Genomic DNA, 12,545 nt, shown 5'->3' on the forward strand with positions numbered 1-12,545 from the left:
CATCGGGGCCGCCCAGAAGCCCGGCTTCTCGGTCGCCGACCTGCGCAAGGCCTTCGCCGAACAGGACGACATCCACTGAGACTGCCGCGCAGGTGCGGTAAATGGGAACCGCCGGGAAGATCGCGCTTCGACCGATCCGTAACCGGCGGCTCCCCGACTTCCAGAGACCTGCGTGCACATCGGAGGCAGCAGACATGACAACCGACGGAAAGCCGACGATCGCCCTTCACCATACGGCCCCCTTCCTGGTCGACGTCTTCAAGGCCCTGTTGGCCGAAAGGCTCCCGCGGGTCGAAAACTTCCACATGGTCGACGAAAGCCTGGTGAAGGAGGCGCAACGGCAAGGCGGGTTGACGCCGGAGCTTCTTCGCCGGGTTCGGATCGAGACCGAACTGGCCCGCGATGCCGGGGCGGACCTGGTGCTTTACACCTGCGCGACCATCTCTCCCGCGGCCGATACGCTACGCACGGAATTCTCCATTCCCCTTCTCAAGATCGACGAGCCGGCGGCCGAGCGCGCCGTCCAGCTCGGCGAGCGGATCCTGCTGATCTGCACCAGCAAGACGGCCATCGACGGCGTCAAAAGCGTCATCGAAGACAAGGCGATCGTGGCTGGCCGGCGCGTCGCCGTGACCACCCACATCGAGCACGAGGCCTACGCCATGCGCCGGAACGGCGACAAGAAGGGCCATGACCGTTGCGTCGTCGAGGGCGCCATGAAGCTGCCGCGCGACTACGACGTGCTGGTCCTGGGACAGGCCTCCATGGCCCACCTCGCGCCCGAACTCGAACAGGCGCTGGGCATGCCCGTCCTCGGCAACACAGCCCTGTGCATCGAGGCCATGGCCAGGCATTTCAAGGCGTGACCCGCCCCCCGACCGAACCGACACCCCTGTCCACCAGACCGACGGAAAGAGCCATGTCCGCGCCCTCCTCCCACCACATCGTCTTCCTCGACCGCAAGACCATCGCCCCCGAGATCGTCGTTCGCCGCCCCGGCTTCGAGCACAACTGGCGGGAGTACGAACAGACAACGTCGGAGCAGGTCGTCGAACGAGCCCGCGAGGCCACCATCCTGATCGACAACAAGGTGCCGCTTTCCGCCGAAACGCTTGCTCGGCTCCCTCGACTGAAAATGATCGCGGTGGCGGCCACCGGCACCGACTGCATCGACAAGGCTTACTGCGCCGGGCATGGGGTCGTCATTTCCAACATCCGCAACTACGCAACCTCGACGGTTCCCGAGCACACCTTTGCGCTGATCCTGGCCCTCAAGCGCAGCCTGATCGGCTACCGCCAGGATGTCATCGCCGGAGAGTGGCAGCGCTCTGGACAGTTCTGTTTCTTCAGCCATCCGATCAGCGGACTGGCTGGCAACATGCTGGGCATCATCGGCGAGGGCTCGATCGGCCAGTCGGTGGCGGACATCGGCAAGGCGTTCGGCATGAAACCGCTGTTCGCCGCGCACAAGGGCGTCTCCGGCCTCGGGCCGCTCTACACGCCGTTCGACGAGGTGATCGAGACGGCCGACGTCATCACCCTGCACTGCCCACTGCTGCCGCAGACGGCGAACACCATCGCCATGCCCGAGTTCCGGCGCATGAAACGATCGGCCATCGTCATCAACACGGCGCGCGGCGGCCTCGTCAACGAGGCCGACCTTGCGACGGCCCTGCGCGAGGGGCTGATCGCCGGCGCCGGATTCGACGTGGTGACGCCGCCGGAACCGCCCGCCGACAACAACCCGCTCCTCGCGTTGCTCGACCTGCCCAACTTCATCCTGACGCCGCACGTCGCCTGGGCCAGCCGCGAGGCCCAGCAGGCCCTGGCCGACCAACTCATCGGCAACATCGAAGCCTTCGTCGCAGGCCGCCCGCGAAACGTCGTCAGCGGCGCCTTCTGACGGCGCCGCTCAAGGCCGCCGGGATCTACAGTCCGGCCGTCGACACCCGGGCCGCCACGGCCTGCGAGAAGGCCCGCGTTCCGGCGGCCCCACCGAGGTCGCCGGTGCGCGACGCCGGCGCGCCCGTGAGGATGTCGTCGAGGGCGCGCTGGACGGACTTGCCTGCCGCCACCAACTCGGAACGCTGGCTTCGCTCGCCCAGCCATTCCAGAAGCATCGCGCACGAGGCGATGAGGCCGCTCGGGTTGGCGCAGTCCTTGCCCGCAATGTCGGGGGCGGAACCGTGGCCGGCATTGGCCGCCGCGTGATCCTTTCCGACGTTCAACGCGCCGGCCAATCCCAACCCCCCCGCCATCGCGGCGCCGAGGTTGGAGAGGATGTCGCCGAACATATTGGTGATGACGATGACGTCGAACTGCGCGGGCCGCGAGTAGATCGACGCCGCGAAAGCATCGACGTCCATCTCGCCGAACTCGATGTCGGGGCATTGCGCGGCGATCTTGCGGGCCTCGCCCATGAACAGCCCGTCGGTCAGCTTCAGTACATGTTCCTTGCCGATGGCCGTCACCTTGCGACGGCGCTTGGCAGCAAGCTGGAAGGCGTACTCGGCGACCCGGCGCGATCCCTGCGCCGTGATCTTACGCACCGACAGGGCGACGTCCGGCGTCGGCATAAACTCGCCGCAGCCGGCGAACATGGTGCGGTCGGAATAGAACCCTTCCGTGTTCTCGCGCACGAACACGAGATCCAGCCCCGGCCGCGCGTCGGGGATGCCGTGGCGCGCCTTGAAGGGCCGGACGTTGGCGAACAGGTCGAGGCGCTTGCGAATGGTCGCCGGAACGTTGATGCCGCCGTCGGCGATGGAAGGATAGTTGGTGATGCCGGCAGGCCCCATGATCACGCCGTCGGCTGCCAGCGCTTCCTGAACCACCGACTCCGGCATGGTCGTCCCGGAGTTCCGGTGGCTCGCCATCCCGACCTCCCTGGTGACGATCTCGAGGCCCAGGTTGAACAGGCTGTTCGCCGAATCGACGGACAGCAGGGCACCCGCCGTGATTTCCGGTCCAATGTCATCGCCGGGAAGAGACAGTATTTTCATGTTGGCAGCCTTCGCTTGCAGCAATTGTCTTGAGGGGCATGGGGAAACAGATCCTCCGGCGCCACGCGCCGGAGGATCGAAGGGCCGGTCATTCGGCGGTCTGGATTTTCCTGATGCTTATCCACTTCTTCACGTGGGGAACCATCATTGCCCCAAAGGCAAGCAGGAAGATCGGTCCGGCGATCGGTCGCAGGAACAGTTCCAACCAGTCTCCGCCCGCGATGATCATCATCTTTCGGATGTTCGCCTCGATCAGCTCGCCCAGCACCAGGCCCAGCACCAAACCGGCGATGTTGAAGCCGTACTTCTTCATGAAGAAGCCCACCACTCCTGCCAGCAGCATGATCCAGGCGTTCATCATGTCTGTGCCCAGGGCAAAAGAACCGATGAAGCATAGCAAGAGGATCGTCGGCCCCTGCAGGAAGTACGGGAAGCGGGAGACCTGAGCGAAAATCCGTACGCCGTAGATGCCGCCCCAGAACAGCATGATATTGGCGATGATCATCGAGATGAAGACGGCGTAAAGCAGCGTCGGTTGGCTGATGAAAAGCAGCGGGCCCGGCCGCATGCCATGCACGATAAAAGCCCCTAGGATGACGGCCGTGGTGCCGCTGCCGGGAATGCCGAGGGTGAGGGTGGGAACCAGCGCACCGCCGGTCGACGCGTTGTTGGCGGTCTCCGGGGCAACGACCCCCTCCGGCATGCCGGTTCCGAACTTTTCACTTTGCTCCGAAGAGCGGACCGCCTCGCTGTAGGCCAGAACCGAGGCGATGGTGCCGCCCGTCCCCGGCAGGACACCGACTACCATGCCGATCACGGCGGACTTGAGGATCACCCACTTGTAGCGAAGGAACTCGACCCAGGTCATGAACTCGACCTTGACCTTCTTGGTCATCGACAGGTCGTGCCGCTGAATCTTTTCCATGGCCTGCATGAAGACCTCGGAAAGGGCGAAGGCGCCGATCATCACCGGGATAAAGTGGATGCCATTGACGAATTCGGCCGATCCGAAGTTGAAGCGGGTGATGCCCGTGATCTCGTCGGTCCCAAAGGTCGCGAGTACGAGGCCCAGCACCCCGCTGATCAGGGTCTTCAACTGCGATCCGCTGCCCAAACCGGCGATCGCCGTCATGCCGAGGATGCCGAGGGCGACGTATTCGGCCGGGCCGAATTCCAGCGCCACCTTTGAAAGCGGCACCACCAGGATGACCATCATCGTTGCGCTGAAGAGGCCGCCCATGATCGAGGCGCTTGTGGCCAAGCCAAGGGCCTTGCCACCCTTGCCCTGTTTGTGCATCGGGTGGCCATCCAGCACGGTCATGACCGACTCCGGCGTTCCCGGCGTGGCGAACAGGATCGACGTGACCGAACCGCCGAACGTCGAGCCGCAGAAGTTGGAAACCAGCAGGATGATCGCCGGAATTCCGTCCATCTGGTAGGTGAAGGGCAGCAGCAGCACGACGCCCATCGCCGAACTGATCCCCGGCAGCGCGCCGAACAGAATGCCGCTGGCGCAACCCAGGAAGGCGAACATGAGGTTGGTTGGCGCAAGGCCGCTCAGCAGCCCCTGGATAATTGCGTCCACAGCCGTTCTCCCTAATAGAAATAGAAGCTGAAGAGCCGCATCAGCCCCATACCGCGGGGGAGAGGCACTTCCATGAGACGCCCGAAGATGACCGCGAACACCGGACTAGCGAGGAACGAAGCCGCAATCAGGATCCACAGCTTCCGCGCCCCGAGCTGATACATGAATCCAAATACCAGCACCGGCACGGCACCGAGAAAACCGACTACGGTGATAGCCAGCAGGAAGGCCACGAAAATGGCCGTCGACAGGCTCAGGCTCTTCACCTCGGTCAAGCTCACTTTTCCCTTTCCGCCGGGTCCGCGGAGGTTTTTGCGCACGACTGAGATGGCGGAAGCCGCCGTCATAACCATGCCCAATCCCAGCAGGAGCTGCGGCCACCATGCCGCCCCCAGGTTTCCGCCGATGTTCAAAACTGGGAAAGTCCGCGATTCCTGAAACAGCACCACCATGACCACAAAGATCAGGGCATGGATGGTCAGTTCTTCGACCAGCGTTCTTTTGGAGGATTTTTCGGCCACCATTTTGGAAGCAACTCCGGCAAGTGAAGACCGCTACCCGGCTGCGCGAACCGGGCAGCGGCCGTCACGGAATGTTATTGGATGCGCCCGAGTTGGGTGAAGACCTTGGCGAACCTTGCCACGCTCTCCTCCCACAGTTTGGCAAACTGCTTGCTGTCCATCCAGCCGGGGATCACGTCAAGCGCATTCTCCTTGGCCCATTTCTGGTATTCGGGGGAATCGTAGATCTTCTTGAAGGCGACTTGGAGCCGGTCGATCGCCTCCTGCGGGGTGCCCTTCTTGACGGCAAAGCCGCGCCAGGTACCCATGCCGTCCCACCCCTTCAGACCGATTTCGCCAGCCGCCGTGGCGTTCTTGAGCTCCGGCGTTTTCAGACGTTCATCAGCAAAGACGACAAGGGGAATGATGTTGCCGGATTTCATCATGTCTCCGACGGCGCTTGCCTCCTCGTACATGAGGTCGACGTGGCCAGCAATGACCGAGGCCATCCGTTCGCCGCCGGAGTCAGACGGCACGACGGCCAGCTTGATCCCGGCGAGATCGGCGAAGTAGCCGACGCCGGCGTCGTCCACGCCGCCCGGCGAGGCGATGGTCACGGTCACCTTTCCCGGATTCTTCTTGGCGAAGTCGATCATTTCCTGAATGGTCTTGAAGCGGCCCTTGCCGCCGGTCCACAGGATGCCGGTATCCTTCTGCAGGTTTGCCACCGGCACGAAGGCCTCGCTGAACTTGAACGGCATCTTCTTGAAAACGTCGGCGATCAGGCCGGACGGACTCTCGCAGTGAATGAGGTAGCCGTCGGCCGGCGCATTGTTCGCATAGATGATGCCCTTGGTGTGGGCGCCACCGGGGACGTTCGTCACCCGGATCGAAACACCCAGATCTTTCTCGAGCCAGGGTTGGATCAGGCGGACCATCGTATCCTGCCCGCCGCCCGCTCCCGACGGCACGACGATTTCGATCGCCCGATTCGGATAGGGCTTCTCCGCCTGGACGGCGCCCGAAGCCATGACCAGGGCGGTCGTGACACACAATGCCTTGAGCAACTTCATCGCATTACCTCCACAGAGTGAAATCCAACCAAGCCAGTGCTTCTCGTGCCGGTCTGGCTCAGATCACAACAAAGCCGGATCGCTTCATCGGTTGGTTTCCCGCACCGAAACACCCTTTGACGGGATGATTGCGGTCCCTCGCCTGTTCCCACGTTCGTTCTTATCAGTCAATTTTTACTGCAAAAAATCCAATCTTGTCAAAAGGAATCATGCCCCAGCGATGCCCAGGTCGACGCTCGTCCGCTGAACCGATGTGACATATGCAATTAGCGATTTGTTATTGAATGATTATTCTAGACTGAGCAAATGCCATCTCCGCTACATTCTCGTAGGTTTCCGCTTCGGCAGGCGGGTGGGTCGTTGAGGAAAAAAACGATACAAAGTGGATTTTTGTATTTTGTCCGACATCCTGACCGGGGGCGGCAAAAATGCGCCCCTGTACGAACCCGCTTCGCGGGAGGGATGCGCTACCGGTCGCGACGGCCGGACGACGGCGAGATCCGGACGCGGCTGCGGGAGTTATCGCGGCAGCAGCGGCGGTTCGGTTACAGGCGCCTTCATCTTTTGCTGGTGCGGGAAGGCCTCATCATGAACCAGAAGAAGCTGCGGCGGCTCTACGCCGAGGAAAAGCTCCAGGCCCGGCGCCGGGGCGGCCGCAAGAGGGCCTTGGGCACCCGGGCGCCGATGATGCTTCCGCGGGGGCCGAACCAGCGCTGGTCGCTCGACTTCGTGGCCGATACCTTTGCCAATGGGCGGCGCTTTCGCATCCTCACGGTGGTTGACGACTTCACCCGGGAATGCCTGGCGCTGGTGGCCGAAACCTCGCTGTCTGGGATCCGCGTCGCCCGTGAACTGGATGCCTTGATCATCGGCCGTGGCAAGCCGCTGATGATGGTCAGCAACAACGGCACGGAACCGACCAGCATGACGATCCTGCGCTGGTCCCAGGACCGCCCCTATGCGGAGCGGGCAACCGGTTGGCAGGGAAACGACAAAGAGCTTGCTGGCCGAGGCTTTTCGATGAAACCTCCCTCAATGTTGTCGACGTAGGCTGCCAGCCGGGTCTCCACCCCTTGCTACCTTGAGACCGAAGGCCACATTCCGGCCACTTGCCGTAGCCCAGGTGCCAGCCGGCCATTGCACAGATCTTCGATCGTCCAGCACGATCAGTTGCTCGGGGTGAACAACCGCGCCAATCCCCGACTTAGATGTTCAAGACACCTGTCGCGATTCTTCGATCAACCCGTCAGCAAGGGCGGCAAAAGTGTCGTGGTAGATGGGGTCGACTGCGGTAAATGGCGCACGGCAATATGGCGAGCCGATGATCCCCATACGGTGGAGTATGAATTTGATCCCGGGGAAAACGCCGGCCTCGACCAGCACATCGATGATCGCGTTGCATCGCGATTGAACTTGCAGCGCTTCCTCGTTCCTTCCTTCCTTGAACAAAGCCCACAGTTTCTTATAGCGCCAACCCATCATGTTAAAGGTGCTGCCGATGGCTCCCTGGGCGCCGGACGCGATCCCCGCCAGGAAACATTCGTCGTAACCGTTCAGCAACAGGGTGTCCGGAAACAGGCGATGAATCCGTTCCATCTGGTACATATCCACGACCGTCTGTTTGACGCCGATGACGTTTCGGATGGAAAGCAGTTCACCAAGGTCTTTCAGCGTGAACTTCACCCCGCTCATCGCGGGAATATTGTAGACGATCAGCGGCACGCCACAGGCGGCCCCGACGATTTCGCTGTAATACGTGAATATGCCCTTCTTGCTGTGAGGGTAGTAAACTGGTGGAATCGCCGAAACGGCGACATAGCCTTCCTCGGCGCAGACCCTGGCCAGCCTTTTGCTTTCCTTGGTGCCCAACGCCCCGACATGGCCTATGACCGGCGCCTTTCCCCGGCATTCGCCGGCGACGAGGCGAAGAACCTCCTCCCTCTCCTCCGGGGTTTGCAACAGGGACTCCCCCGTGGAGCCCCCCACGTAGATTCCGTCCACACCATGGGAAAGGATGAAATTTACGAGGCTCTTCAGCCCGTTCGCGTCGATCGCATCGTCTTCCGTGTAGGGCGTGGCCAAGGCCGCGTAAAGTCCCGACAGATTTTTCATCATTGCTCTCTAGAAGCCCGTCCTCGATTGCACGGAAAAAGCCGAACGGCGAAGCAAACGGAAGCGAGCAGCGCGCCGAAACCACGCGGAAGCCCTGCCCGCCTCCTTCCCGAGGCTGTCCCTCACCAAGCAGACCAGCCGCCATCGACGACAAGATTGGCGCCGGTCATGTAGACGGAGGCGTCGGAGGCCAGAAAGATCATCGCGCCATTGTATTCGCTCGGCCGGGCCATACGGCCGATCGGCATCCTCGCGCAGTAGTTCTCCTGAAATTCCTTGTCCTGATCCTCCCGAAAAACGCCCGATGCGGTCAGGATGTTCACCCGGACGCCCTTCCTACCCCAATAGGTGGCGAGATAGCGCGTCAGATTGTAAAGGCCGGACTTCGATGCGCTGTAGGCGACGGGCTTGGTGAAGGCCCGCCCCGTCTTCTTGAGTTTGTAGGCATAGATGTCCTGGACCGGCGACAGGATGCCGTAAATGGAACCCATGTTGATGATCGACCCCCGTCCCGCCTGGGCCATGGCGCCGCCGACGATCTGACAGCACAGGAAGGTCCCGGTCAGATTGACATCGATCACGTCGCGCCAGACCGCCTCGGGAAATTCCTCGAACGGGCCGCTGACCTCGGGCGGTGCGCTCGGCTGCGTATCGATTCCGGCGTTGTTCACCAGGACATGGGGCACGCCCCAGGCCTCCCTGGTCTTTTCGAAAACCTCGACGATCGAAGCCTTTTTCGCGATATCGACGCTGTAGGCGGCGACACGGTCCACCGCCTCGCCGAAGGCATCGGCGAGTTGGGCATCGGAAATCTGTCGCCTTCCCCAGATGACGACTTTCGCCCCTCGCCCCAGAAAAGATCCACAAAGTTCCTTACCGATTTGTCCAAATCCGCCGGTAACGACCACCACTTTGTCGTTCAGCGAAAATAGATCGTCTGACATCGTCATCTCCTGCAAATGGAATTCGGAAGCAATTCTTGGTTCACGACAAAATCCGGATTGCGTCGCCCGCCACCTTCACCTCGATTCCTTGGGTCAACGCTTGCGATACGAACGCCCTGAACACGTCGGGCAGCGCTTCCCCATCCACGTAGGCGATGGTCAGGTGGTTGCTCTGATGGCCGGCCATCAGGTCATCCCGCCCGACGCCGTCCAGCGTCGCATTCAGCAACGGCCATTCGTAATTGGTGGCGCGGCGACGGCGCTCGAACTCGTCTTTCGGCAATTCGACCGCCGAGCCGGTTCCGATATGCATAATCACGCGGGTTCCCTCGTAGTGCGCCCGCGCCCAAATGAAGCGCCCGGCCTTGCCCTGCCCCGCGATTGTCGCGCCGCCATACGGAAAGAACATGGGGGTCTGTCGGTATCCGGTCGCGCCGGCGATACCGCCTTTCAAATGGGCGAACGGAACGGCGCCGGAGATTTCCAAGTCCCAATAGAACGTCCCGCCGTAAACACTGCCCCACCGCACGTCGTGCAACGTGGTTTCGCTCGGCATGCCGAGCGCGTCCAACAGGCGGTTCAGCATCAGTTGCGGGACGGCGCTGCCCATATCCACCTCGTTGACGCAGGGAATGGGCTTTCCGGGCCAAATGACCTCGCCGTTCTCGTCGGGAATGGGGAAACGATCGGCATTGCCGATGGCGCCTTCGGCAAAATCCGACGCTGCACAGCTGTCCTTCAGTCCTTGTTGATACTGTACGCCGACGCCGGAAAGGCCGAACCGTTTCACGAAGCGCGCCATGGCGATCATCATCGCGCATTGCTCGAGCACCTGGTCGCGCGTCAGCTCCGTCGTCCTGTCCTTGCCGAACTTGAAGGTCATGCCGCGCTGTTCGTACCAGCTCAGGCACGCTTCGCGCAGCGCAACGGGGACTTTCTCCATCTCGACGAGAAGGGCCGATTGCGACAACACCTCGATCGGCATGCCGATATCGACCATGGCCCGCACCGGAAAGAAGCCATTGATCATGCCCATGCAAAATGGGTCGAAGAGCCCAACGATCTCCTTGTGGCGAAGGCTATACTCCGCAACCTGCCGTCCGATCTGCCCGGCCGGCCCGGCCACGACCGGATGGGTCGGCTTCACGTCGCGCAGGTAATCCGTTCGATGCACGACGTCGCCGTCCCGCAGCCATGACTCCAGGCCGCGATAGAAAAATGCATCGTCGAAGGTCTCCGACCATAGCCGGGCGTATTTCCGGCCGAGGCTGCCCAAGCTGGCCGCCATGCCCAACATGCCGACCAAGCCCGGCCACATGCCTTCGAAATTGGCCAGCAGAAGGATCGGACCGCGATGATGGGCTAGGGACGGTGCCACATGGTGCGAATACTGCCACACCGTCAGCAGGACGATAATCGGGGCGTCCGGATCGATAGTCGCGAAGATGTCGCAGCCCTGGCGCTGGCAACTGATAAAGCCGTGGCCACGCACCGGGTCGACCGGATGGGCGCGCTTCATGCGGTAGCCGAACTTCTCCAGTGCCTTCTTTAGCTTTTCCTCGAACGCCCGCTGCGTAGGCCAACAGGTCGTATTGGCGGATTCGCGCAGATCCCCGTTGGCAACGACGAGAACCTCCTTGTCGCCCACGGATAAGGGTATCGGAGACTGAGGAAGGCTTAACTTCAACATGGCATATTCCTCGACAGGCAGAATCGTCTAGTACACGCACCGCATTTCGCGTTCGGCACGCTGCAGATCGTCGTACATTTGAAGGTAGACGCGGTATTTTGCGTCGTGAAAGGCGCGGCAACTCGGGTCCGCCGCGACCGTCCCGCCGGAATGCGCCATCGCGGCGGCCGCCTCGGGAAGGGAGGCGAACTGGCCGCAGGCCGCCGCACCGAGCACCGCCGCACCAAGCGTCACGACATCCTCGTCCGCGGCAAGCTGGATGTCGCAGCCGGTGACGTTTGCGTATTCGCGCACCCACAGCGGGTTTTTCGTCGCACCGCCGCACAGGGATAAATGGGAAATCCGGTGGCCCGCCTCGCGCATCGCGTCGATCACGTGCCGCGTTCCATAAGCGACTGCCTGGAGGGTCGCCAAATACAGCCGCGCCAGGGCGTCGGCGCCCTCTTCCAGCGTCAATCCGTAGATGGCCCCGAGTGCTCGAGGATTGGCGCGCGGGGAGCGATTTCCGTGGTGATCGCCCAGCACGTGGAGCCGCCGCGTCGGAAACGGCTCGCGCCGCTCGAGATCGGCGGTCCATTCGTTGAGCACGGCATAGACGCTGCATTCGCGCCGCGCCGCCTCGGCCTGCAAGGCCGGCCACGCGTCGCCCTGGCGGATCGTCCATTCGACAAGCGCGCCGGCAGCGCTTTGACCGCCTTCGTTCAGCCACCAGTCGGGAAGCATCGCCTCCCAATAAGGGCCCCACACGCCGGGAACCGGTATCGGTTGGCGGCTGACGATCATGTGACAGTTGGATGTGCCGCTGATCACCGCCAGGCGGCCATCCGGATGTCCGCCGACGAGCGCCAGTCCGCCTGCGTGGGCATCGATGATTCCACTGGCGACGACGACATCCGTCGTCAACCCGCATCGCTCGGCCGTTTCCGCAGTGATGTGACCAGCCTTTTCCCCCAGTTTCAGTACGGTTTGCGGGATCTTGGTCAGGACATCCGTCAATCCAACCGCGCTCAGAAGCATCTCGCTGAAGCGGCCTTCATGGGCGAGATAGTTCCATTTGCATGTCAGGGCGCATCCCCCCGCCACGTCCCTGCCGGTGGCGCGCCAAACCAGATAGTCGGCCAGATCGAAGAACCGCCACGTTCGGAGGTAACGTTCCGGGAGCCGGCGCTTGAGCCAAAGGATCTTGGGCAGTTCCATCTCGACGCTGACCTGGCCGCCGACGTAACGCAGAGCGTCGTCATTCGTGGCGTTGATCTCGGCCTGCTCTTCGCCGGCACGATGGTCCATCCACATGATGATGTCGTGCTCGGGCTCAGCGGTTTCGGAGACCGAGACGCCTCGCCCCCTTTCGTCGACCGCGACCAGCGAACAGGTGGCATCGTATCCCAGGGCACGAACCTGCTCTGCACCGATGCCGGCCCGCGCCACCGCCTCTTTTACGGCCCCGCAGGCACGCTCCCAGATTTCGGATGACGACTGCTCGACGAAATCGGCCCGCGGGCGATGCTGGCTGATGGGACGGGTCGCGAAACCGACCCGATTTCCCGCCGCATCGAAGACCCCGGCCCGCACGCTCGCCGAGCCGACATCGACCCCGATGAAATACTCGTTTCGTGCCATGTTCGACCTCTTCCGCTCG

At 62.4% G+C, this 12,545-nt stretch carries 11 protein-coding genes and 1 pseudogene; 3 read left to right on the plus strand and 9 right to left on the minus strand.

The genetic code is table 11. The features are described 5' to 3' along the window. Positions 1–196: hypothetical protein (locus ODR01_RS23430; RefSeq protein WP_316980139.1), on the minus strand; the 196-nt coding region annotated here is incomplete at its 3' end. Between ODR01_RS23430 and ODR01_RS23435 the strand changes: the two genes are divergently transcribed. Then, a complete protein-coding gene (locus ODR01_RS23435) occupies positions 195–866 on the plus strand; it encodes an aspartate/glutamate racemase family protein (protein ID WP_316980140.1) in 672 nt (223 codons plus the stop codon). The two genes, ODR01_RS23430 and ODR01_RS23435, sit on opposite strands and share 2 nt — an antisense overlap. A 53-nt stretch (positions 867–919) precedes the next feature. Next, positions 920–1,903, plus strand: a complete 984-nt coding sequence (locus ODR01_RS23440) for a D-2-hydroxyacid dehydrogenase (protein WP_316980141.1) — start codon at positions 920–922, stop codon at positions 1,901–1,903. Between the two features lie 25 nt (positions 1,904–1,928). Here the strand turns inward: ODR01_RS23440 and ODR01_RS23445 are convergent, their stop codons facing one another. The 4 genes from ODR01_RS23445 to ODR01_RS23460 form a co-directional block, all read right to left on the minus strand. Then, positions 1,929–3,002 (minus strand): isocitrate/isopropylmalate dehydrogenase family protein, encoded by a 1,074-nt coding sequence (locus ODR01_RS23445; protein WP_316980142.1) that lies wholly within the window; start codon positions 3,000–3,002, stop codon positions 1,929–1,931. Positions 3,003–3,090: 88 nt separating this feature from the next. After that, positions 3,091–4,587 (minus strand): tripartite tricarboxylate transporter permease, encoded by a 1,497-nt coding sequence (locus ODR01_RS23450; protein ID WP_316980143.1) that lies wholly within the window; start codon positions 4,585–4,587, stop codon positions 3,091–3,093. 11 nt (positions 4,588–4,598) lie between these two features. Continuing rightward, positions 4,599–5,111 (minus strand): tripartite tricarboxylate transporter TctB family protein, encoded by a 513-nt coding sequence (locus ODR01_RS23455; RefSeq protein WP_316980144.1) that lies wholly within the window; start codon positions 5,109–5,111, stop codon positions 4,599–4,601. A 71-nt stretch (positions 5,112–5,182) separates the two neighbouring features. Continuing rightward, positions 5,183–6,160 carry a Bug family tripartite tricarboxylate transporter substrate binding protein gene (locus tag ODR01_RS23460; protein ID WP_316980145.1) on the minus strand — a complete coding sequence of 326 codons (978 nt, stop codon included), beginning with the start codon at positions 6,158–6,160 and terminating at the stop codon, positions 5,183–5,185. A gap of 462 nt (positions 6,161–6,622) precedes the next feature. Between ODR01_RS23460 and ODR01_RS23465 the strand changes: the two are divergent. Beyond that, a pseudogene (locus ODR01_RS23465) lies at positions 6,623–7,111 on the plus strand (DDE-type integrase/transposase/recombinase); the annotation flags it as partial. A gap of 261 nt (positions 7,112–7,372) precedes the next feature. Here ODR01_RS23465 and ODR01_RS23470 read toward each other — a convergent pair. The 4 genes from ODR01_RS23470 to ODR01_RS23485 form a co-directional block, all read right to left on the minus strand. Continuing rightward, the gene (locus tag ODR01_RS23470) at positions 7,373–8,275 is read right to left on the minus strand and encodes an N-acetylneuraminate lyase (protein WP_316980146.1); all 903 of its coding nucleotides are present in this window, start codon (positions 8,273–8,275) and stop codon (positions 7,373–7,375) included. Between the two features lie 119 nt (positions 8,276–8,394). Beyond that, complete coding sequence (locus ODR01_RS23475) at positions 8,395–9,216, minus strand: SDR family oxidoreductase (RefSeq protein ID WP_316980147.1); 822 nt, start codon at positions 9,214–9,216, stop codon at positions 8,395–8,397. Between the two features lie 40 nt (positions 9,217–9,256). Further along, positions 9,257–10,906 carry a hypothetical protein gene (locus tag ODR01_RS23480; protein WP_316980148.1) on the minus strand — a complete coding sequence of 550 codons (1,650 nt, stop codon included), beginning with the start codon at positions 10,904–10,906 and terminating at the stop codon, positions 9,257–9,259. A gap of 27 nt (positions 10,907–10,933) precedes the next feature. Then, positions 10,934–12,526, minus strand: a complete 1,593-nt coding sequence (locus tag ODR01_RS23485; RefSeq protein WP_316980149.1) for an FGGY-family carbohydrate kinase — start codon at positions 12,524–12,526, stop codon at positions 10,934–10,936. Between the last annotated feature and the right edge of the window lie 19 nt (positions 12,527–12,545).

This window comes from Shumkonia mesophila, assembly GCF_026163695.1.
GTDB classification, from domain to species: Bacteria; Pseudomonadota; Alphaproteobacteria; order Rhodospirillales; family Shumkoniaceae; genus Shumkonia; species Shumkonia mesophila.

What these genes read in the sequence shown, in the direction of transcription:
- ODR01_RS23475 (WP_316980147.1), bottom strand. Translation starts at nt 9,216, where the DNA reads ATGTCAGACGATCTATTTTCGCTGAACGACAAAGTGGTGGTCGTTACC.
- ODR01_RS23480 (WP_316980148.1), bottom strand. Translation starts at nt 10,906, where the DNA reads ATGTTGAAGTTAAGCCTTCCTCAGTCTCCGATACCCTTATCCGTGGGC.
- ODR01_RS23485 (WP_316980149.1), bottom strand. Translation starts at nt 12,526, where the DNA reads ATGGCACGAAACGAGTATTTCATCGGGGTCGATGTCGGCTCGGCGAGC.
- ODR01_RS23435 (WP_316980140.1), top strand. Translation starts at nt 195, where the DNA reads ATGACAACCGACGGAAAGCCGACGATCGCCCTTCACCATACGGCCCCC.
- ODR01_RS23440 (WP_316980141.1), top strand. Translation starts at nt 920, where the DNA reads ATGTCCGCGCCCTCCTCCCACCACATCGTCTTCCTCGACCGCAAGACC.
- ODR01_RS23455 (WP_316980144.1), bottom strand. Translation starts at nt 5,111, where the DNA reads ATGGTGGCCGAAAAATCCTCCAAAAGAACGCTGGTCGAAGAACTGACC.
- ODR01_RS23445 (WP_316980142.1), bottom strand. Translation starts at nt 3,002, where the DNA reads ATGAAAATACTGTCTCTTCCCGGCGATGACATTGGACCGGAAATCACG.
- ODR01_RS23460 (WP_316980145.1), bottom strand. Translation starts at nt 6,160, where the DNA reads ATGAAGTTGCTCAAGGCATTGTGTGTCACGACCGCCCTGGTCATGGCT.
- ODR01_RS23470 (WP_316980146.1), bottom strand. Translation starts at nt 8,275, where the DNA reads ATGATGAAAAATCTGTCGGGACTTTACGCGGCCTTGGCCACGCCCTAC.